At 70.2% G+C, this 19,504-nt stretch carries 17 protein-coding genes; 6 read left to right on the forward strand and 11 right to left on the reverse strand.

All coding sequences use genetic code 11. From position 1 onward, the window contains the following. The first annotated feature begins 1,119 nt into the window (after positions 1-1,119). Complete coding sequence (locus ACWCV3_RS08035; RefSeq protein ID WP_451220079.1) at positions 1,120-1,719, forward strand: TNT domain-containing protein; 600 nt, start codon at positions 1,120-1,122, stop codon at positions 1,717-1,719. Positions 1,720-1,749: 30 nt separating this feature from the next. Further along, positions 1,750-2,157, forward strand: coding sequence for a hypothetical protein (locus tag ACWCV3_RS08040; protein ID WP_451220082.1), 408 nt, complete (start codon positions 1,750-1,752; stop codon positions 2,155-2,157). Between the two features lie 270 nt (positions 2,158-2,427). Here the strand turns inward: ACWCV3_RS08040 and ACWCV3_RS08045 are convergent, their stop codons facing one another. Next, positions 2,428-3,120: an SDR family NAD(P)-dependent oxidoreductase gene (locus ACWCV3_RS08045; RefSeq protein WP_451220085.1), complete on the reverse strand. Its 693-nt coding sequence runs from the start codon at positions 3,118-3,120 to the stop codon at positions 2,428-2,430. Positions 3,121-3,393: 273 nt separating this feature from the next. Between ACWCV3_RS08045 and ACWCV3_RS08050 the strand changes: the two genes are divergently transcribed. Together ACWCV3_RS08050 and ACWCV3_RS08055 are read left to right on the forward strand one after the other, a co-directional pair. After that, positions 3,394-3,771, forward strand: a complete 378-nt coding sequence (locus ACWCV3_RS08050; protein WP_451220088.1) for a winged helix-turn-helix transcriptional regulator — start codon at positions 3,394-3,396, stop codon at positions 3,769-3,771. 50 nt (positions 3,772-3,821) lie between these two features. Beyond that, on the forward strand, positions 3,822-3,956 hold the full coding sequence (locus ACWCV3_RS08055; protein WP_451220090.1) for a hypothetical protein: 135 nt from the start codon (positions 3,822-3,824) through the stop codon (positions 3,954-3,956). A gap of 613 nt (positions 3,957-4,569) precedes the next feature. Here ACWCV3_RS08055 and ACWCV3_RS08060 read toward each other — a convergent pair. The 5 genes from ACWCV3_RS08060 to ACWCV3_RS08080 all read right to left on the reverse strand — a co-directional run bounded on the left by ACWCV3_RS08060 (position 4,570) and on the right by ACWCV3_RS08080 (position 11,884). Next, positions 4,570-5,091 carry a hypothetical protein gene (locus ACWCV3_RS08060; RefSeq protein WP_451220349.1) on the reverse strand — a complete coding sequence of 174 codons (522 nt, stop codon included), beginning with the start codon at positions 5,089-5,091 and terminating at the stop codon, positions 4,570-4,572. A gap of 509 nt (positions 5,092-5,600) precedes the next feature. After that, positions 5,601-6,041 carry a hypothetical protein gene (locus ACWCV3_RS08065; RefSeq protein ID WP_451220093.1) on the reverse strand — a complete coding sequence of 147 codons (441 nt, stop codon included), beginning with the start codon at positions 6,039-6,041 and terminating at the stop codon, positions 5,601-5,603. 40 nt (positions 6,042-6,081) lie between these two features. Continuing rightward, positions 6,082-10,785, reverse strand: a complete 4,704-nt coding sequence (locus ACWCV3_RS08070; protein ID WP_451220095.1) for a putative T7SS-secreted protein — start codon at positions 10,783-10,785, stop codon at positions 6,082-6,084. Next, on the reverse strand, positions 10,785-11,417 hold the full coding sequence (locus ACWCV3_RS08075) for a hypothetical protein (RefSeq protein WP_451220098.1): 633 nt from the start codon (positions 11,415-11,417) through the stop codon (positions 10,785-10,787). The genes ACWCV3_RS08070 and ACWCV3_RS08075 overlap by 1 nt, the downstream gene beginning before the upstream one ends. A gap of 14 nt (positions 11,418-11,431) precedes the next feature. Then, on the reverse strand, positions 11,432-11,884 hold the full coding sequence (locus ACWCV3_RS08080; RefSeq protein ID WP_451220101.1) for a hypothetical protein: 453 nt from the start codon (positions 11,882-11,884) through the stop codon (positions 11,432-11,434). Positions 11,885-12,308: 424 nt separating this feature from the next. Between ACWCV3_RS08080 and ACWCV3_RS08085 the strand changes: the two genes are divergently transcribed. Beyond that, on the forward strand, positions 12,309-14,669 hold the full coding sequence (locus ACWCV3_RS08085; RefSeq protein ID WP_451220104.1) for an arylsulfatase: 2,361 nt from the start codon (positions 12,309-12,311) through the stop codon (positions 14,667-14,669). 278 nt (positions 14,670-14,947) lie between these two features. Beyond that, positions 14,948-16,231 (forward strand): cation:proton antiporter, encoded by a 1,284-nt coding sequence (locus ACWCV3_RS08090; protein WP_451220107.1) that lies wholly within the window; start codon positions 14,948-14,950, stop codon positions 16,229-16,231. A gap of 68 nt (positions 16,232-16,299) precedes the next feature. Here the strand turns inward: ACWCV3_RS08090 and crcB (ACWCV3_RS08095) are convergent, their stop codons facing one another. From crcB (ACWCV3_RS08095) to ACWCV3_RS08115, 5 genes are all read right to left on the reverse strand, one after another. Next, complete coding sequence (gene crcB / locus ACWCV3_RS08095; protein ID WP_451220110.1) at positions 16,300-16,674, reverse strand: fluoride efflux transporter CrcB; 375 nt, start codon at positions 16,672-16,674, stop codon at positions 16,300-16,302. Beyond that, complete coding sequence (locus tag ACWCV3_RS08100; RefSeq protein WP_451220113.1) at positions 16,671-17,060, reverse strand: DUF190 domain-containing protein; 390 nt, start codon at positions 17,058-17,060, stop codon at positions 16,671-16,673. The genes crcB (ACWCV3_RS08095) and ACWCV3_RS08100 overlap by 4 nt, the downstream gene beginning before the upstream one ends. Further along, on the reverse strand, positions 17,057-17,533 hold the full coding sequence (gene crcB, locus ACWCV3_RS08105) for a fluoride efflux transporter CrcB (RefSeq protein ID WP_451220116.1): 477 nt from the start codon (positions 17,531-17,533) through the stop codon (positions 17,057-17,059). Before crcB (ACWCV3_RS08105) ends, ACWCV3_RS08100 begins: the two co-directional genes overlap by 4 nt. A 186-nt stretch (positions 17,534-17,719) precedes the next feature. After that, entirely contained in the window at positions 17,720-18,466 is a 747-nt protein-coding gene (locus tag ACWCV3_RS08110; protein WP_451220119.1) for a TIGR03943 family putative permease subunit, read from the reverse strand. Then, positions 18,463-19,500 carry a permease gene (locus tag ACWCV3_RS08115; RefSeq protein WP_451220121.1) on the reverse strand — a complete coding sequence of 346 codons (1,038 nt, stop codon included), beginning with the start codon at positions 19,498-19,500 and terminating at the stop codon, positions 18,463-18,465. The genes ACWCV3_RS08110 and ACWCV3_RS08115 overlap by 4 nt, the downstream gene beginning before the upstream one ends. Between the last annotated feature and the right edge of the window lie 4 nt (positions 19,501-19,504).

Raw genomic sequence — 19,504 nt, forward strand, 5'->3', positions numbered from 1 at the left:
GATCATCTTGGATGGCGCGCAGGCAACGCATCCACGCGCAATGGGAGTTCATCGGTCTTTTTCTTGCCGTCCTTCTGCTTGCCGCCCGCCCGGAGCCTCCCGAGCTCCCGGAGCGTTCGCCTGATGTCGGCACAGGGCACGTGTGTGCAGACCTCCGCGGTCACCGCGGTCTCGCGGTGGCGGAGGACCTGCATCCCGATCCGAAGGGTGGACGTCGAGGGCGGCGAGGAGCGAGGCACACGTGTGGCGGGTGTCGTGGACGCGGATCCGCCTGACGCCGGCACGCTCGCAGCGGCGGTCGGACGCGCGGGTGAGGTTCCGCGGCTCCACCGGGATGCCGTTGCGGGTGGGGAGGACGAGGCCCGATTCCGTCCGGAGATCCGCGGCCCGTTCCCTCGCCGCCTGCTGCTCCTTCTTACGGAGCCGAAGCGCCGCCAGGCAGATGTCCGGCTGTGGAAGCACCGCCTCGGACGCCTGGTGTCCTGGCCGTTTCGGTGGGGAGCAGGCGCCGGCGAACTCCCTGCAGCTCGTGGCGGACGTGCAGCTCCCCCGCATCGAGGTCCACGTCCGACCACTTCGGTCCCGTCACGGGCGCCGAGGACCTCGCCGTGATCCCGGCTTTCTATGGCCCACGCGGCTCATGGGGCCATGGTCGCCCGCGGCAGCTCCCGCCCGGAACGGCTCCGCCGGTGTTCGGCTGGCCGCTCGCCGGTTGAGCTCCCCGTGTGAACCGAGGCATTCGTTCGGACGCAGCTGCGGCACGTCCCTTCGTGCTCGCCCCTCCTCACGGCTTCAGTGATCCCGTCTGTTCGGATGATCCGTGGCCGATGCCCGGCCGGCCGGGCTGCTTCCCAGCGATCGGCCCCTTCAGGAGGTTCAGTGAAGTCGTCAAGGTGGTTGGCTGGCATCGTCTCGACGGTCGGCCTGTCCGGTTCCCTCGTCATGGGCGCCTCAGTCTCGTCGTCCGCGACCGCGGCTGACCACGACGGCAGGACGGCGGCCTTTCGGCAGGCCCGGCCGGACACGTCGGCACCTGCGGCAGCCGCACCGGTCCGGCCTGCTGCGCAGCCCGGCGACGGGCCGATCTGGCCGGGTGAGCCACGCGCGTGCAAGGGCCTGGTGCCCTACCCCATCCCCCCGGCCTTCCGCCCGTACTACTTCTGCGGCGACTGGCGGCTCGGCCCCAGGCGGTTGCCGACCCGCGGGCCGGTGGGAGCCATCCTCAAGGGCTACGACCGGCTCGGCGGACTCACCGCCGTGGAGTTCCTGGACCGCTGGTGGAATCCGAACGCCGACTCGGGCCAGGGCGACTGGCGCTATCCGCCGGACGACGGCTTCGCGCACAACGCCCAGGGCGGTGTCATCGCGGCGCCGCTGGTGCTGCACGCGAACCAGAAACTGATGCTCGACCGCTTCGGCGCCGAGGCGGGCCGGTTCCTCGCCCCGGCAGGCACGAAGTACGGGCTGAGGGCGCTCCCGCCGTCCAGCCTCAACACCATCGACCCTCGCTACCCCTACGACTACCACCTGTACCGGCTCGCCAAGGACGTCACCGTGTGCGCGGGCCCGCAGGCCCCGGCGTTCGAGCAACCGGGCACGGGCACCCAGTACGTGACCTCGAGCTCGTTCTGCCCGAGCATCCCCCGCACCAACGTGGCCGACCTGGTGAACAACGGCACCCTGGTACGGCTGAAGACCACGCATCCGTCCCGGTCGTGACCGTGCGGCCCGTGGTGGGAGACTGGCTCCATGGACCGGTTCGAGCTGTGCCGCGCCCTTCGGTCGGCCGGCGTCCCGGAGGCGTACTACGAGATCCAGGACTGTCCCCACGGGCCTTGCACGACTGATCGGTACTTCCTCGAGGAGCGCGGCGGCCTGTGGGCCGTGGGTGTCCATGAGCGCGGCACGCGCGAGGTGTGGGAACGGTTCACGGACGAGGACCAGGCGTGCCGCTGGCTCCACGACCGCCTGACCGACGAGGGACCTCCGCCCGTACCGCCCACTCCCGAGGAGATGGACCGGCTCCTGCACGGCGGTGAAGGCATCCAACGGCGGGCCCGCGAGGCCCTGGACCAGGCCCTGGCCGAGGCCCGCGGCCGGACCACGGAAGAGCCCCGCCCCGACGGGGGTCGTGCGCAACCCCCGCCGGCGGGATGACCCCTCGCCCGGCCTCTCCCCGGTGACGAAGACCTCGGGGGAGGCCGGGCGAGGGTGTTCACGGGTGCCGAGCGGCCGCCGGGGCGTCACATGACCGGCTCAAGGCTTCGGATCCAGTCGAGTCGGTCCTGCGCGGCACCGGCCGCGGCTTCTCGGGTTCCCGGCCTTCTCGGTGCAGGCCCGTCGCCTGTTCCGTTCGGGCCCGCAGGCCGCTCGGATCGCCCGCCCGCCGTCAGGTGACGCCGCTGGCTCACGGGCGTGCAGGCGAGTTCACGCGGCCAGGGCGCGCTTGGTTCGGACCGAGAGCTGATCGAGGATCTCGGTGTCGCCGGCCGCCAGCCGATCGAGTGCCAAGGACGCGAGATCCGTCGGCTCGTTGAGATCCTCCTCCGGGAGCGGGAAGTCGTGCTCCGCCGCGAAGGCCAGCAGCGTCGACGTGGCGATCAGTCCCGGGACGAGTGCGCTCACCAAGGTGCCCTGGCCGGCCAGCTCGGCGCGGATTCCGTTGGTCAGACCCCACTCGGCGGACTTGGCGGCCGCGTACGCGGTGTTGCCCGGCACCGTCTCCCAGGCTGCCGCCGAAAGGACGTTGAGGATCGCTCCGCCGCCGTTGCGTCCCAGGACCGGGGCGAAGGCCCGGACCATCAGGAGGGTGCCGTAGTAGTTGGTGTCCATCACCCCGCGGATCGCCGACATGTCGCCGGTGACGAGGTTGCCTCCGTCGGTCGACGCCGCGTTGTTGATGAGCAGCGTGACATCGCCGGCCCGGTCGGCGGCGGCTGCGACCGAGCGCGCGTCGGTGATGTCCAGAGCGAGCGGCTCGACCCCGTCCAGGTCCACGAGCTCGGGGCGTCGTGCGGCGGCGTGGACCGTGGCACCACGCCGTACCAGTTCCCCGGCGAAGGCTCGCCCCAGCCCTCTGTTCGCGCCGGTCACGATGGCGGTCGTCGTGCTCAGATCCATTCCTGCTCCTCGCTGCTCGTGCGTTCGGGACGCACACCGCTTCCGGGTCGCGTCGGCGGTGCCGGGAACGGGGTGGGCCGGGGAACCTCATGCTCATGAGCGCGCCCCCCTGCCTCCGGCTCCCATCTCAGCGGTCCGGGCGGGCGAGGAGCGCGTGACACCTTGTGTGGTTGTCAAGCGCTATGTAGGTTCCTGATGAATACCAACCTCACACTGGCCGGGAAGGGCGTCAATAACGCACTTTGCCCGTACCAAGTACCGGGAGGGATACCGATGACCTCGAACGCACCGCGGATAGCACCGCGCTTCGTCTCCACCTGCCCGACCCGCCCGATCCTCGATCAGGTAGCCGACAAGTGGTCGATGATGGCGCTGACCGTGCTGGAGGAACCGACGCGCTTCAACGAGCTCCGCCGTCAGCTCGAGGGGGTGACCCAGCGGGTCCTCACGCAGACGCTCCGCAGGCTGGAACGCAACGGGCTCGTCTCTCGTCGCGTCCTGGAGACCTCCCCCGTCGGCGTGGAGTACTCACTGACCCCCCTCGGCCACTCGTTCCGCGAACCGTTCACACGCCTCTACGAGTGGACCCTCGACCACAGTGACGAGATCGAGCGGGCCCAGCAGGACTTCGACCGCCGAGGAAACGGCTGAGCGGCGCCGGCGACGGCTCCGCGATCGGGGCGGACCCACCCGTCAACCAAGTGATCTCCCTGCACGAGGCGCTGCGCGGGCTCCAGGGATTCGACGACCTGCTCCGGTACGCCGCGGTCACCGCCGCTTGGAGTTCCGTGGCCGTGAGATGGGTGGGCTCGGCCAGGTCGGCGGCCACTTCGTAGTCCTCCAGGAGCAGGAAGACGTGGCAGGCTTGGGCGAAGGCGGGGGCTGGGAGCGCGCCATGACTGAACTCTCGGAGAAGGTCGAGGTGGTGGGCTGTGGCGGTGTCCGGGGGAACGTCCGCGGGGTGGGACCAGGCGTGGTGAGGGGCGTATGCGGCCGCCACCGCGCGGAGGTCCGGGTGGCGGGCCGCTTGCCTGCGGGCGTGGCGGGTGAAGCGGGCCCGGGCCGCGTCTGTGCCCTCCGGGAAGACTGCTGTCATGAAGGGCTTGGTGCCGGACAGCAGGACATGGCCGGGCGCCAGGGAGAGCAGCGCCCGCCTGGCGATCGGGGGTCCAGAGGAGGCTGGAAGGCCGGACGGAAGCCTCGGCGGGGAGTTCGCGGGCGACGACATCGGTTCCCACGCCGAGAGACGCATACCGGAGGCAGGCGGCTCCAGTCTCGTGGCACCCCGCCGTCACCCAGCGCGCCAGTGTCGCATCAAAGTCGCTCACCAACGGCGAGGGCGTCACTGATGTGCCCGTCAGCCAGGCAGGGGACAAGTTTCCGTCGGGAGCGAGTAGTACCGCGAACTCTGTACTTCCGCCATCACAGCCACTTCAAGTAACCCTGTGATCACAGAACAGGCTCGTTCAGTAACCCTCTGGCGTCAGACCTGTTCAGCTCCAATAGAGCTTCTTCTTCGTATATGTTGATGTCATCGATGTAGGCCGCTACCCCATCCCGGACAGCGCTGAAGGTGACATTCGCCGTGGCGGTGTCATCCGCCAGGCCACCTTCAGAAATGGAGATGTAGGCATGCACGGGTGTTTTGATCTGCTCGGGTAGATTCCGAAGCGCGAGGCAGGCATAGGCGAGCGAGCGCCGCAGGAGAAGTTCCTCCCTTTCTGCACCCGACACGCTCAAGTCGTAGTCCATCATTCCGCGCCCGTTCGCCTGGGCCTCAAAATACGATGTATCGTCCACACTGCTGGAGACAGACGGACCACTCGGCACATTTAGAGCAGTTAGAAGAACAGCGCCTCTATCGTCGACAATCCACCCCGCCTCAGCAATCTCCCTGAATGCAATGGGTGCCTCATCCGCCTGAACGGGCGGAATACCTCCGGTCACAAGAGACCTCATCACGGCATTCATCTTCACAGTCAGCTCTCTCCCAAAACATTGGCTGAGTCCACACCGAGCGGGGCGTACCGAAGGTGAGTAGCGCCGGTCGCGCGGCACCGACCACCACCGATCCGCCACAACCGCATCAGGCGCTCGCCAACGGCAGCGAGATCACTGGCTTTCCGCTCAGCCAGGCAGACGACAGGTTTCCGTCCGGGGTGAGCAGTACAACCAGCCCTGCATTTGCCGGTCCATCAGGGGATCCCCTCTATTCAGAGCCATCCCCGCATGGAGCGCCATATTCAGAGGTAAGCAAGGTCGGCACCCTCAGCGAAGAACTCAATAAGATCTCGCTCGCTTGACTCGGCTTCCTTCGCCGAGAAAAAATGATCACCGGCTGCCATTTCTCTTGCAACCCCGGTCGTAAGATTCTGCAGGGCAGAAAATCACGTTCCCTGAAACCGCATTCCGGTTCGAGTCACCAGGGAACAGGATATCCCCAAGGCCAAATCGCCTCCTGCGGTGAAATTGCAACCCAGTCAGGCGAATTCATGCGCAACCACCCAGTATTCATAATCCTCGACCGAAACGGCGCAAAGACGGCGCCCATCGAGCGAAATCGCTACAAATTCCGGGGAACCCGTCACACTTGCGATACGCGAAGGAAGATCAACTCCCACCCGATCTCTCACTTTGACCCAGCCGACTTTAGACCCTCCCGGCCCGGGGGGCATGATAAGGAACTCTCCATCCTCGCCATCAAACAGGAAACGGGAAGACTGGGAATGCCAATGGCGACTCAATTCACTCATCGCCCCTGGCGACGAAAAAGGAATCGAAACTACTGGCTCCGCGTCGACTCCACTTACCGCATAAATGGCGGAATTTATTGGCCGAGAATCAATAGAATCGCCCTGCATGACCTGGAGGCCGCACCTCTGCAGCACCGCCACCCAGTCCTGACTGATTTTATTCGCCATAATTCAAACTCCGGGACACGAGGAACGGAAGCCTCTCGCTCTAATTTCCCTCATAGAACAGATGGTGATCACCACCAGGCTTATTGATCTTAGCATAGCGTTCTATATTTTCCGGATATCCGACACTTCCACCTTCATGGATAGTCCGCGTATTGTCCCAGCCGAAATTAACCCCCTCCCTCGTCGGGTCCAGCTTGGGCATTCCAGCATGAAAATGCGGGCCGGCAGGGTCATGAGTATGCTCGACGACCACCCTCGAACCTTGGGAGGTTTCGAATTGGCGGAAATTACCCCAGTGTGCCGAATTGTCCGAATACACATGCCCTGGGGCGTATTTCAAGTGAAGCTGGTCGGATACGGTCCACTCTGCGTCAGGCTTCATCCCATGGGGAATTTCGGCAAGATCAAAAGCCGCCTTCTCTGCCTCAGCTCGTGTAGCGAAGGGGTTACTCCGCTCGCCCTTCGGACAAGGACTCAAGCCATAGGGATCGGACCACGCCAGAGGGTTTTGGACATATGTCGCCGGGTTAGGCGCCGGCGACAATCCCAGCGGATCCTGTGAGAGATACCGCGCCGTCTCCGGGTCGTAATGCCGGAAGTAGTTGTAATGCAACCCCGTCTCGGGGTCGAAGTACTGCCCCGGGAAGCGCAGCGGTGTGTACGCCGTGCTGTCCGCCGCCCATGCCGTCGTGCCCCACAGGGTGCTTCGGGTGCGCCAGGCCGTTTCCCCGGCCTCGTCGACCAGTTCCGTCGGGGTGCCGATCAGGTCGGTGACGATGGCGTAGAAGCGGGAGTCGATCTCGGAGTCGGGACTGGTGATGCGTTCCGTCTGGGTGACCGGGCGGAGGCCCTGGTGGTCCCAGGTGAGGGTCACCGGGTGGGGCAACTCGGCGGAGGACGTGGTCTGTTCGCAGAGGGTCGTGCCGTCCCAGGTGAACACCACCCGCTCCGCCACCGTCTCGCCCGCCATGCGGAGCTTGGCCGTGCGGCGGCCCAGGGGGTCGTAGGTGTAGCGCCAACGGGTGCCGTCCGGGGTGGTGACGGCGGTGAGGCGGTCCTCGGTGTCCCACTCGTAGCGCCAGGTGTCGGGGCGTCGGGAGAGGCGGGTCTTCTGGCGGAGGACCGTGCGGCCGAGGGCGTCGTGCTCGTAGCGCAGGCCGCCCGCCCGGGTGATGCGGGTGCCGGTGTAGGCGCGCGGGCCGGTCGCCTCGGCGCCCGGGTGGGTCGCGGGCCAGCTCGCCTCGGTCTGGTTGCCCGCCTCGTCGTACGCGTACCGCTCCGTCCAGCCGGCCGCGTGGACCGCTGTGACCCTGCCCGTGGCATCCAGGTCGAAGGTGCGGGAGGACTGGTCGTCGTCGATGCGGGTGACGTTGCCGTCCGCGCGGTACTCATAGGCGCGATGGCGGAGGAGGCCGCCGCGTGCCGTGCGTACCGACTGGGCCTTCAGGCGGCCCAGCACGTCGAAGGTGTGCTCCAGGGAGAGTGACTCGCCTATGTGGCGGCCGACTTCGCGGCCCGCCGCGTCGTAGGTGAAGTCGATGCCGCGGCCGGAGGCGACCATGCCGGTGCGGCGGCCTGCCGGGTCGTAGGACCAGGTGGTCGTGGCGCCGGTGGGGGTGGTGCGGCCGGTGCGGCGGCCGAGGGCGTCGTGCGTGTAGGTGAGCGTGCGGCCGTCGACCGTCTCCGAGACGGTGCGACCGTAGCGGTCGCGCAGGATGCGAAGGGTGGAGCCGTCCGGGCCGACCGCCTCGGCCAGTTGGTCGGTGAGGTCGAACGCGTAGGTGGTGACCGCGCCCGCCGCGTCCTTGCGGACGGTGCGGCCCAGTTCGTCCCGCTCGAAGGCGATGGTCTCGCCGAGCGCGTTGGTGCGGGCGGTGAGGCGGCTCGCGGGGTCGTAGGCGTATGTGAGGGTGCGGTCGTCGAAGTCCGTCTCCGCCGCGAGACGTCCCGCCGGGTCGTACGTGTAACTCCAGCTCAGGCCCTGCGGGTTGGTGACCTCCGTCAGCCGCAGTTCGGTGTCGTACGTGAACGCGTGCCGAACGCCGTCCGGGCCGGTGCGGGCGGCCAGGAGGTCAAAGTGGGTGTACTCGAAGCGGGACACCTGGCCGAGGGCGTCGGTGTGTGTGGTGCGGTTGCCCTCGCCGTCGTACGTCCACGACTCGGTCGTGCCGTCCGGTGCCGTACGGCGGGCCAGGTGGCCTTCCACCGTCCACTGCAGGCGGGTCACCGCGCCGGTGGGGTCGGTGATCGTGACCGGGCGGCCGAAGGCGTCGCGCTCGTAGGACGTGGTCGCGCCCAGCGGGTCGGTGACCCGCAGCGGGAGGCCGGCGCGGTCGGTGGCGATGGTGGTGGCGTGCCCGAGCGGGTCGGTGACGGAGATCAGGTGGCCGGCGTCGTCGTACGCGAGGTGCGTGGTCTGCCCGGCCGCGTCCGTGGTCGAGGTGAGGTTGCCACGGTCGTCGTAGGTCTGGCGGACCGTGGTGCCGTCGGGGCGGGTCACCTTCACCGGGAGTCCGAGCGCGTCGTACTCGGCGCGGGCCTCGCGGCCGTCGGGGCGGATCACCTTCACCGGGTGGCCGTCGGCGTCGCGGTGGAACTCCGTGCTGTGGCCCAGGGGGTCGGTCACCGACAGGAGGCGGTTGCGGCGGTCGCGCTGGTAGCGGGTGGTTGCGCCGAGCGGATCGGTCTCGGCGACGACCTGGCAGTGGCGGTTGACGCGATAGTGACTGGTGTGGCCGAGGGAGTCGGTGATGGCGGTGACCAAGTCGCCGGTGGCCGGGTCGGGGTCGCCGTAGACGAAGGTGGAGCGCAGGTGGCCCGCCGCGCCGGACTGGTGGACGCAGCGATCCCGGTCGTCGTAGCCGTACGTGAAGTGACTGTCGTTGGTGTCGGTCCAGGAGGTGATGCGGGCCGACTCGTCGTAGGCGAAGCGGGTGGGGCGGCCGGAGGAGTTGGTGACCTCTGTGAGGTGGCCGCCGCTGTGGCCGTAACGGATCAGATCCTGGTCGGCGCCCGTGAGGCGGAGGGCGGTGACGCGGCCCTCCGCCGTGGATATCCCCAGGTGGTAGCCGCCGCTGTGGACAAGCGCGCTGGGCGCGCCGTCGGCGTCGTACTCGAAGGTGATCCAGTTGCCGTTGCGGTCGTCGAGCTGCTCCAGGACCGCGAGGGTGTCGGAGCGGTCGGTGAAGTGACGGGTGTACCCCGACTCCGGGTCGGTGAGGGTGTAGCCGCCCTCCACCCGGTCCAGCGGCCATCGCGGGCCGTGCGAGGGCAGGGTCGGCACACCGGGCGCCGGGTGCGGGTAGGCCAGGACGAGGCCGTCCTCACCGACGAACACCACGCCCTCGGTGTCCGTCTCCAGCCGCTGGTCCAGCGTGGAGGACCAGGACGGCCCGAACCAGCCGCCGAGCCGGTACGACGACTCGAACTGCCGCTTTACCAGCAGCGGAAGCACGCCCGGCAGGGCCACGTCGGTCTGCGGCAGCACCATGCGGCCGGTGGCGACGTCGACGGGGTCCTTCTCGCAGATCTTCTCGCCCGGACGCCGGGCCACGTCGTCCGCGTCCTTCTCGACCACGTTCCGTGCGGTGCGGCGGACGCTCTGGCTCGCGGCCTCCTCCGCGCCCTCCTTCACGGCGAGCCGGAGCCCGCCGCGTGCCAGCCCCGCGCCCTTCGTGCCCACCAGCTCCGGTATCAGGCGTCCCACGAACTCCGACGGGTCCTTCTTGAAGCCGTCGACGGCGGCCTGGACCGTGCGTTCGGGGTGGGTGCCCGCGGAGACCAGGCCGGAGAGCGTCATGTTGACGTTCTGGAGGTACGCCGCCGGGTGGGTCAGGTTGTACGGGTCGGTCGGGTTGAGGCCGCGGGCGAAGTTGACCAGGCCGGCCGTGCCCTTGAGGGCGCCGCCGACGACGTGGGTCAGCTCGGTGTTCGCGGCCTGGTAGCCGTCGGTGAAGTCGTGGCCGAGGCGTTCCAGGGGCGGGGGTTCGGCGGGGGCGTGGGCGAGGGCGGCCTTGATCTTGCCCTGGGCTTCGGCGGCGGCGGTGTTGCGCTGCTTGCGGGCCTCGTTCAGCTTGTTAGCGGCCGCGTCGCGGTCGGCCTTGCCCGCCTGCATGTCCTGCTTCGGCACCGGTCCGGGGTCCTCGCCCGCGTCGGCCTTGGACTTGTAGGCGGCTGCCTTCCGCTCGAAGTCGTCGTAGGCGTCGTCGAAGGCCTTCGTGCCCTTCTTGTACAGCTCGACGGCCTCCGCCGCCTGCTTCTGCGCCCAGGTGACCGTGTCTGCGTACCGGTCCAGCGCGGCCGCCGCCGCACCGCAAGCCTCGGCCGCGTGGGCCCACTTGGTGGGGTGGACGCCGAACCTCTCGCGGAAGGCGTCACCGCCCTCGCCCTTCCAGCCCGCCGAGTCGATCTTCTTCAGGCCCGAGCCGACCTTGTCGAACGCCCCGTGGAAGTCCTTCAGGTGCTTCGCGCTCTCGCGGATCTTCTCCGGCTTGCCGTGGACGAGTTCGTCGGCCTGCTCGGTCTGGCCGAGCTGCTGCTCGCCCGGCATCGCGCCCAGGTCGGAGGCGATCTCGTCGCCCCAGTCCTCCACACCGTCGGCCCAGTCGTGCAGGCCGACGCGGTCCAACCCGCCGCCGAGCATGTCCGTGCCCTCGTCGACGAGTTCACCGACCTTCTTCTTGCCCTTGTCGTACAGGTCCTCGGCGCCGCCCAGCAGCGAGTTGGTGATGTCCCCCAGCCCCATCAGCCCTCACCGCCCTGCTGCTCGGCGGCCTTCGCGCGGGCCTCCGGGGACGGGCCGAAGGTGTCGTCGAGGAACTGGTCGTACTCCTTGTCGGACACGCCCAGCGCGCCGTGCATGTTCTCCGGGGTGACGGGGACCGTGCCGATCAGGGGCGCGGTCATCGCGTCCCGGCCGGCGTCCTTCCAGCCCTGCTTGCTGTTCTCCCACGCCTGCTCGAAGGACTCCTGCGAATAGTCGACCGTGCGACCGGACTTGGCGATGTCTCCCCAGCCCATCCTCTCCACGTCCTCCTCGGAGGCGTACGGGTTGCCCACCGCCGAGTTCGCGACGATCTTCACGCTGCCCTTGAGGTACTGCTCGGTCTCGTAGTACGTGCCCGCCGACAGGTTGGTCTTCTGCGCGAACGCGTTGCCCTCCGCAACCAGGGCCCGCACGCCCCACTCCCAGCGCTCGCAGAACGTCTTCAGCTCACCGGTGAGACCCTCGTGCCCCAACTCCAGCCCCGACAGGGCGATTCCGGAGAAGCCCCGGCCCGCGCCCGCCTGGCCGGCCATGCCCAGCTCGCCCAGTTCACCGAGCGCCTCCGTCAGGCCCTTGGCTATCTCCTCCAGGCCCTGCGCTTGGAGATCCATCCCGCCCTCGCCGCTCATACCGCACCCCCGTGCCGCGCCTCGTCGTCCAGATCCACCGCCGCGCCGTCCGGCACGATCCCCGCCACCGGCGGGAACACCATCCCGGCCGACCCGTCCGCACAGTCCAGCGCCACCCCGCAGGGAACGCCCGCCGCGGGCACCGCCACGTCCAGCAGACGTGCACCCAGGACGCGTTGATACGTCCACTCGCGCGCCGAATCCCCGCGCGCGGTGGCGTACCGGGCGAGCGCCTGCTCGTCGGAGAAGGCCAGGATGAAACGGACGCCGTTGAAGTCCGCGGTCAGCATCGCCTGTTCCCCGCCCGGGTCACCACCCAGCGGCACGAGAACGGGAGTACGCCGGAACTCCCCGAGCAGCCCCGCGAACTCCCGTCTGCGGGCTTCCACTTCCGCCGCCTGCGCGGGCGCGCCGCCCGCACCCGCCATCCGGTCCCCGTTCTCAGACATGCCGACATCATCATGACCACGGCGAGAGCGGACAAGTTCCTACCCGTCACACCCTTGTCACGGGGGCGGCTCCCGCGACAGGGCACGGAGCACGTGCGGAAGCCGGTGGCGATCCTCCCTCGGCGCCCGAGGTGCCGGGGGGTACGTCCGCAAGCGCCGTCCCCGGCGGTCTCCCGGCCGGATCGGCGGTCGGCCCCGGGCGCGCGGACGTCCGGTTGGCGGCACTGATCCGCGCGGCCTAGCGTGGAAGTGAGCGCCGCGCGTGAGCGAGGCAGGGGACCGCCGTGGCGCGAGCAGACGACGCTTCGCGGACCGGCCGTGGGCCCGGCGCCCGGCCGGGTGCTTCGCGATGTTCCTCACGGCCCCGAGAAGTCGATGTGCCGGCCGGAGACAGCGATGCGCGCCGGTGGAACGGAGGCCAGGCATGTCGCAGGCATCCTGGAGCGAGTACACCCCGGGGCGGTCGTTCCCCGGGGTGATCGGGCGGACGGCCGACGAGTCGACGCCCGCGTGGCCGCAGCCGGTACGGGCGGCGCCCGGTGCGCCGAACGTGCTGGTGATCGTGCTGGACGACACCGGGTACGGGCAGCTGGGCTGCTACGGGAGCCCGATCGGGACGCCCGCCATGGACGCGTTGGCGGCGGGCGGGCTGCTGTACAGCAACATGCACACCACCGCCCTCTGCTCGCCGTCGCGCTCCTGCGTGGTGACCGGCCGCAACCACCACGCCAACGGGATGGCGTCGGTCACCGAGCTGGCCACCGGGTATCCCGGCTACAACGGGCAGATCCCGTTCGAGAACGGCATGCTCTCCGAGATGCTGCTCCAGCACGGCTACAACACCTACATGGTCGGCAAGTGGCACCTGATGCCCTCGGAGCAGGAGTCGGCCGCGGGGCCGTACGACCGGTGGCCGCTGGGGCGGGGCTTCGAGCGGTTCTACGGCTTCCTGGGGGGCGACACCAGCCAGTGGTATCCGGATCTGGTGTACGACAACCACCAGGTCGAGCAGCCGGCGACGCCGGAGGAGGGCTACCACCTGACCGCGGACCTGGCCGACCGGGCGATGTCGTTCATCGCGGACGCCAAGCAGGTCGCCCCGGACAAGCCCTTCCACCTGTACTTCTGCCCGGGCGCGACGCACGCCCCGCACCACGTCCCCAAGGAGTGGGCGGACCGCTACCGGGGAAGGTTCGACGACGGCTGGGAGGCGTACCGCGAGCGCACCTTCGACCGGCAGAAGCAGCTCGGCATCGTGCCCGCGGGCTGCGAGTTGTCCCCGCACGACCCGGACGTGCCGGCCTGGGAGTCCCTGTCGCCGGACGCCCGCCGCCTCGCGGCGCGGATGATGGAGGTCTTCGCCGGGTTCCTGTCCCACACCGACCACCACATCGGCCGGCTGATGTCCTTCCTGGAGGAGATCGGCGAGTTCGACAACACGCTGGTCATGGTGGTCTCCGACAACGGCGCCAGCGCCGAGGGCGGGGCGACCGGGACGACCAACGAGATGCAGTTCTTCAACAACGCGCCCGAGTCCCTGGAGGAGAGCCTGGCGCGGATCGAGGAGATCGGCGGCCCCGAGACCTTCAACCACTACCCGTGGGGCTGGACCTCAGCCGGCAACACGCCGTTCCGGCGGTGGAAGCGGGAGACCTACCGGGGCGGTGTCAGCGACCCGTTCCTGGTGCACTGGCCGGCCGGCATCCGGGCCCGCGGCGAGATCCGCGACCAGTTCGCGCACATCATCGACATGGTGCCGACCGTCCTCGACGTGCTGGGGGTCGAGCCGCCCGCCACCATCCGGGGCGTCACCCAGTCCCCGCTGCACGGAGTCAGCTTCGCGCACACCTTCGACGACGCCACCGCGCCGACCCGGCACCGCACCCAGTACTACGAGATGTTCGGACACCGGGCCCTCGATCACGACGGCTGGCGTGCGGTCTGCCCCTGGCCCGGCCCCTCCTTCGTGGAGGCCGGCAAGCCGTTCGGCACCCCGATCACCATGACGGACCTGGACGACCTGGACGCCGGTCACTGGGAGCTGTACCGCGTCGCCGAGGACGTCGCCGAGACCCGTGACGTCGCCGCGGAACACCGCAGCAAGCTGATCGAGATGATCGCGCTGTGGTACGTCGAGGCCGGCAAGTACAACGTGCTGCCGATCGACGGCAGCGCCTTCGAGCGCCTCATGCTCGAGCGGCCGCAGATCACCGAGGCCCGGCCCAGTTACGTCTTCCACCCCGGCACGCAGGTCCTGCCGGCCGCCGTGGCCCCCCGGGTCCTCAACCGCACGCACAGCATCACCGCCGACGCGGAGGTCCCGCCCGGCGGCGCCGAGGGGGTGCTGCTCTGCCAGGGCACCAACGCCGGAGGCTGGTCCTTCTACGTCAAGGACGACCGTCTGCACTACGCCCACAACTACGTCCAGCGCACCGTGTTCCACGCGGCGTCGGACGAGACCGTCCCCGAGGGCCGTCACACGCTGCGCTTCGAGTTCGAGCCGACCGGCAGCCCGGACATCGCGGCGGGCAAGGGGTCCCCCGGCCGGGGACAGCTGTACGTAGACGACCGGCTGGTCGGCCAGCTCGACATGCCGGTCACGACCCCGGTCGCCTTCAACCCCGGAGGCGTGTGCTGCGGCGCGAACCCCGGATCGGCCGTCACCGCCGACTACCGGGCGCCGTTCCCGTTCACCGGCACCCTGCACAGCGTGACCGTCGACCTGTCCGGCGATCTGATCGTCGACGCCCCGAGCGAGATGCGCATGCACATGGCCCGGCAGTGAGGGGACGTCCGGCCAGGCCCGCCCCCGTCGCCGTGTCCGCCGCGCCCCTGTGCTCCGCCCGACCCGGCACCCCCCTCTCGTCGGGTCTCGTCGGGGCTCGTTGGGCCGACCGGGCCGGGCCGGGCGGGTCCTGCCCGGGGTTTCCGCGGAGCCGGCCGGGGGCGACGTAGGGTCGGGCTTCGTGTCTCCGCGTGACGGGACGGCGTGCCGGGGACCCGTCACGCCGTCCGTGGCGCGGCCGCCCCGGCGACGACGGATGTCCGGCGTGAGGAGTGCGGATGAACGGCTGGGCCGTCGTGGCCGCCGGGTGTGTGGTCGTCGGCTACGGGATGCTCTCGCGGCGCCTGTCGAGCACGGTGCTCTCGGGACCGCTGGTCTTCATGCTCGTGGGTGTGGCGATCGGCCCGCTGGGCCTGGATGTGCTGGACCGTGCGAAGGACCCCGAGATCACGCGGACGCTGCTGGAGAGTGCGCTGGTGCTCCTGCTGTTCGCGGACGCGGCGGGAATCCGGCTTCGGGACCTGCGCCGGGAGGAGTTCCTGCCGTTGCGGCTGCTCGCCGTCGGACTGCCCGCCACGATGGCTCTGGGATGGCTGGCGGCCTGGCCCCTGCTGCCCGGCCTCGGGGTGTGGGAGCTGGCCCTGGTCGCCGTCATCCTCGCGCCGACGGACGCCGCGCTCGGGCAGCAGGCCTTCTCCAACAAGCGGGTGCCGCCGCTGATCCGCGGCGGCCTGTCCGTGGAGTCGGGTCTGAACGACGGTCTGGCGCTTCCGTTCTTCGTGCTGGCACTGGCGGCGGCCGAGGAGGGCCACGGTCATCCGGGTGTGGCCGAGACGTTCCTGCGGGCACTGCTGCTGAGCGGCGCGGTCGGCGTCGCGGCCGGCTGGGCCGGGGCGAGTCTGCTGCGCTGGTCGCTGTCCCGGGGCTGGAGCACCTCCGGCTGGCGGCAGTTGCTGGTCCTCGCCGTTCCGGCCGTCGCCTACGCGCTGTGCCTGATGGGCGACGGAAGCGGCTTCATCGGTGCCTGGGCCGCCGGTCTGGCCTTCGGCGTCCACCTGCGGCGGACACCCGCCGGTCCGAACCTGCGGCCCGAGGACTCGGATCCCGTGCACAGCACGGAGTTCACCGAACGGCTCGGCCTTCTGCTCGCCTCACTGAGCTTCCTCGTCTTCGGCGCGGTCATCCTCGGACCGACGCTCCAGCACCTGACGTGGCGGATGGTCGTCTACGCGCTGCTCAGCCTCACCGTCCTGCGGATGCTGCCGGTCGCCCTCGCGCTGATCGGCACCGGGCTGCGCGCCACCTCGGTGGCCTACATCGGCTGGTTCGGTCCGCGCGGCCTCGCCTCCCTCGTGTTCGGCCTGCTCGCGTTCGAGGAACACCTGCCAGGGGAAACCCTGCTGAGCGGGGTCGTCACGGTGACCGTCGGACTGAGCGTCATCCTCCACGGAGCCTCGGCCCCCTTCCTCGGGAACCGCTACGGCGCCTGGTTCACCAGAACACTGCGCAGGGAGACGAACCTGCGGGAGAACGCGCTCGCCCCCGACGACGCACCACGCTGACGGGCCCGGTCGCCGGCCTGGGCGCGGCCGTACGTGAGGTCCGTCGCGAGGCGGGGCCCCGCCCACCGTCATGCCCAGATCGCCTCCGCGAGCGCCGTCCCCACGAAGGCCGCGCCCAGGCCGGCGACCACGCTCGCCACCACGTTGGCGGCCGCCAGGAAGCGGGCGCCGTCCTCCGTGAGGCGGAGGGTCTCGTAGGAGAAGGTGGAGTACGTGGTGAGGGCGCCGCAGAGGCCGGTGCCCAGGAGGAGTTGGACGTGGGAGGAGGCGGCGCCCGCCGCGACCGCGCCGGTCAGCAGACCGAGGATGAGGCAGCCGAGGACGTTGACGGTGAGGGTGCCCCAGGGGAAGACGGCGTCGTGGCGTTTCTGGACGGCGCGGTCGGTGAGGTAGCGCAGCGGGGCTCCGGCCATGCCGCCGACGATCACGAGGAGCCAGTTCACGCCTTCTTCTCCTTGCCGTGGTGACGCCGGGAGTGCCGGCCAGAGTGGCTGCCGGCGTACCGGATGACCTGGCAGTCGTCCAGGATCACCAGCCCCGACTCCACCAGTTCGTCCAGCTGCGGCAGGAACGCCCGAACGCGCTCCGGGGTGTCGACGACCACGATGGCCACCGGCAGCTCCTCGTTCAGGGAGAGCAGCCGGGCGGTGTGGATCAGGGAGGACGCGCCGAAGCCCTCGATGCCCCGGAACACGCTGGCTCCCGCGAGGCCGGCGGCGTGCGCGCGGTGCACGATCTCGCTGTAGAGCGGCTTGTGGCGGTACGTGTCGTGCTCGCCGATGAAGATCGTCACCCGGAGGGCGTCGCCGGTCAGCCGTGTCGTGGTCATCGCTGCCTCCAGGCCAGGACGCGGCGCGTGAGCGCGACCGCGAGTCCCACCGAGCCGAGGGCCGCGAGCAGGGTCGCGGCCAGATAGGCGAGGGCGGTGCGCGCCTCACCGGAGTTCACCAGCCGCTCGGTCTCGACGGCGTACGTGGAGAACGTGGTGAACCCCCCCAGCACGCCCGTACCGAAGAACGGCCGGACCAGCCGGTGCGCGGTCCACACCTCGCTGATCAGCACCATGAAGACGCCGATGACCGCGCACCCGGTCACGTTGACCAGCAGGGTCGTCCACGGGAAGCCGGGGTTCTGCATCGGCCACAGCAGCGACGCCGCGTACCGGGCCGTCGCGCCGATCGCGCCGCCGGCCGCGACCACCGCCACGACCGGGCCCTGACCACGCCACGCCTCCTGGGCGGGAGAGCGCCGGTCGACGTCGGGGTCGACGGGTTCGTTCGTCATGGGTCGTGGTGCTGTCATGGGCGTACGTCTCCTACTCGCCGGGGCCCGCGCACGCGGGCGCACTCCGTCGCAAGTAGGGACTGTCGGCGGCGTCGGTGCCGCGGTTCGGGTACGGCGAGCCCCACCGCCGCGCCGCGCGGGCGAGGCGCGGCCGGACACCAGGGTATCGCGGGGGCGGGGCGGGGTGCAGCGCGGCGATCCGGGCTACGACGGGGTCAGCGGGAGGTCGTCCGTGTACGCGTTGACCGGCTGGGCGACGGGGTGGGTCTCCTCCGCGTCCAGCGCGGCCTCGGCGGTCCTCGTGCCGAGCCGGCCCGCGGGGTGCCAGGTGCCGGTGACCGCGAGCCAGGTGTCGGCGGGCGGGGCGTCGGGGCCGTGGACGCGGACCTTGACGGTCTGGGAGTCGGCGGCGCAGCAGGTGAAGATGATCCGGGTCAGGTACCAGCCGCCGCCCGCCCCGGCCGGGGTGACGAAACCGGTGAGCCGGACCTGCCGGCCCTCGATCGCCCGCGTGGGGTCCTGCTGGACGCGCTGGGTGAAGCCGGTGAGGGTCAGGGGGAGCGGGGAGGTCGCGGGGAGAGCGGGGAAGCGTTCCTTCGGTGTGGCGACCGGTTTCCCGTTGGAGTGCGCCGCCGTGTACGCGCCGAGGGCGGGCGGGGCGTAGAGGAGGAGGCTCAGGGCGGGGAGAGCGAGGAGCCAGGCGACCTTGGGGGCGGTGGAGTGGTCGTGGCCGTGAGCGTGTCCATGGTGGGGATCGTGAGGATGCTCGCTCCGGCGCAGGTCGAGTACGGCGTTCACCCCGGCGAGGATCAACAGGACGGCGCCGGAGGCGATCAGGACGGGGCGCAGGCCCTCCTTGACATAGCGCAGGTAGAGGTCGGTGAAGGCAGCCGTGTGCAGCAGGCCCGCGCCGATGAGGGCGAGCAGAGCGGTCTGGGCGAGGCGTCTCACAGCAGCGCGCCTCCGATCAGGGCGCTGGCGGCGACGGCGACGACCGTGGTCGCGGCGGAGAACCGTACGGCGAAGGCGCGGCCGAAGGTGCCCGCCTGAAGGGCGATCAGCTTCAGGTCCACCATGGGGCCCACCACCATGAAAGCCAGCCGGGCCATGGGGGAGAAGCCTGTGAGGGAGGCCGCCACGAAGGCGTCCGCCTCCGAGCAGACAGCGAGCAGGACGGCGAGTCCGGCGAGGAAGAGCACGGAGAGCCAGGGCGAGCCGGCGAAGGTGTCGAGCACACCGCGCGGCACGGCCACGTTGAAGGTGGCCGCGGCCGTCGCGCCGAGCACCAGGAAGCCCCCCGCGTGCAGGAAGTCGTGCTGGAAGCCCTGGCGGAACTCGCCCCAGCGGCTGTGCCCGTGCCGGTGGCCGGTGTGCCGTACGGCCGGGCGCAGCCATTTCTCCTTGCCGAAGCCGAGCCACAGCCAGCCCATCACGGCGGCGGTGGCCAGTGAGGCGACCAGCCGGGCGACGACCATGGCGGGGTCGCCGGGGAAGGCGACGGCCGTGGCGGTGAGCACGATCGGGTTGATCGCGGGCGCGGACAGCAGGAAGGCGAAGGCGGCGGCCGGGGTGACACCTCGCCGGATCAGGCTGTTGGCGACGGGGACGGACGCGCACTCGCACCCCGGCAGCACCGCGCCCGCGACTCCCGCGACCGGCACGGCGAGCGCGGCCCGCCGGGGCAGTACACGGGTGAACAGGTCGGCCGGGACGAACGCGTTGATAGCGCCGGACAGCACGGTGCCGAGAATCAGGAACGGCAGCGCCTGCACGGTGATCGCCAGGCAGACCGTGCGCCACGCCTGGACGGCGGGCCGGTCGAGCACCCCGGCGCGGGCGAGCAGCAGCACCGTGATCCCCACGGCCGCGGCGGCGGTGAGGACGAGCAGGGGGCGGACGGGGCTGGGGCGGGCCGGGGGAGCGGTGGGGGTGACGGCCGTCGCCGCCCTGTCGACCACTCCCACCAGCTCATCCGTTTTTCCCATTTTC

Source organism: Streptomyces sp. NPDC001781 (assembly GCF_053596035.1).

What these genes read in the sequence shown, in the direction of transcription:
- ACWCV3_RS08060 (WP_451220349.1), bottom strand. Translation starts at nt 5,091, where the DNA reads ATGAATGCCGTGATGAGGTCTCTTGTGACCGGAGGTATTCCGCCCGTT.
- ACWCV3_RS08085 (WP_451220104.1), top strand. Translation starts at nt 12,309, where the DNA reads ATGTCGCAGGCATCCTGGAGCGAGTACACCCCGGGGCGGTCGTTCCCC.
- ACWCV3_RS08040 (WP_451220082.1), top strand. Translation starts at nt 1,750, where the DNA reads ATGGACCGGTTCGAGCTGTGCCGCGCCCTTCGGTCGGCCGGCGTCCCG.
- ACWCV3_RS08100 (WP_451220113.1), bottom strand. Translation starts at nt 17,060, where the DNA reads ATGACCACGACACGGCTGACCGGCGACGCCCTCCGGGTGACGATCTTC.
- ACWCV3_RS08065 (WP_451220093.1), bottom strand. Translation starts at nt 6,041, where the DNA reads ATGGCGAATAAAATCAGTCAGGACTGGGTGGCGGTGCTGCAGAGGTGC.
- ACWCV3_RS08115 (WP_451220121.1), bottom strand. Translation starts at nt 19,500, where the DNA reads ATGGGAAAAACGGATGAGCTGGTGGGAGTGGTCGACAGGGCGGCGACG.
- crcB (WP_451220116.1), bottom strand. Translation starts at nt 17,533, where the DNA reads ATGACAGCACCACGACCCATGACGAACGAACCCGTCGACCCCGACGTC.
- ACWCV3_RS08090 (WP_451220107.1), top strand. Translation starts at nt 14,948, where the DNA reads ATGAACGGCTGGGCCGTCGTGGCCGCCGGGTGTGTGGTCGTCGGCTAC.
- ACWCV3_RS08045 (WP_451220085.1), bottom strand. Translation starts at nt 3,120, where the DNA reads ATGGATCTGAGCACGACGACCGCCATCGTGACCGGCGCGAACAGAGGG.
- ACWCV3_RS08070 (WP_451220095.1), bottom strand. Translation starts at nt 10,785, where the DNA reads ATGGGGCTGGGGGACATCACCAACTCGCTGCTGGGCGGCGCCGAGGAC.
- ACWCV3_RS08075 (WP_451220098.1), bottom strand. Translation starts at nt 11,417, where the DNA reads ATGGATCTCCAAGCGCAGGGCCTGGAGGAGATAGCCAAGGGCCTGACG.
- ACWCV3_RS08050 (WP_451220088.1), top strand. Translation starts at nt 3,394, where the DNA reads ATGACCTCGAACGCACCGCGGATAGCACCGCGCTTCGTCTCCACCTGC.
- ACWCV3_RS08080 (WP_451220101.1), bottom strand. Translation starts at nt 11,884, where the DNA reads ATGTCTGAGAACGGGGACCGGATGGCGGGTGCGGGCGGCGCGCCCGCG.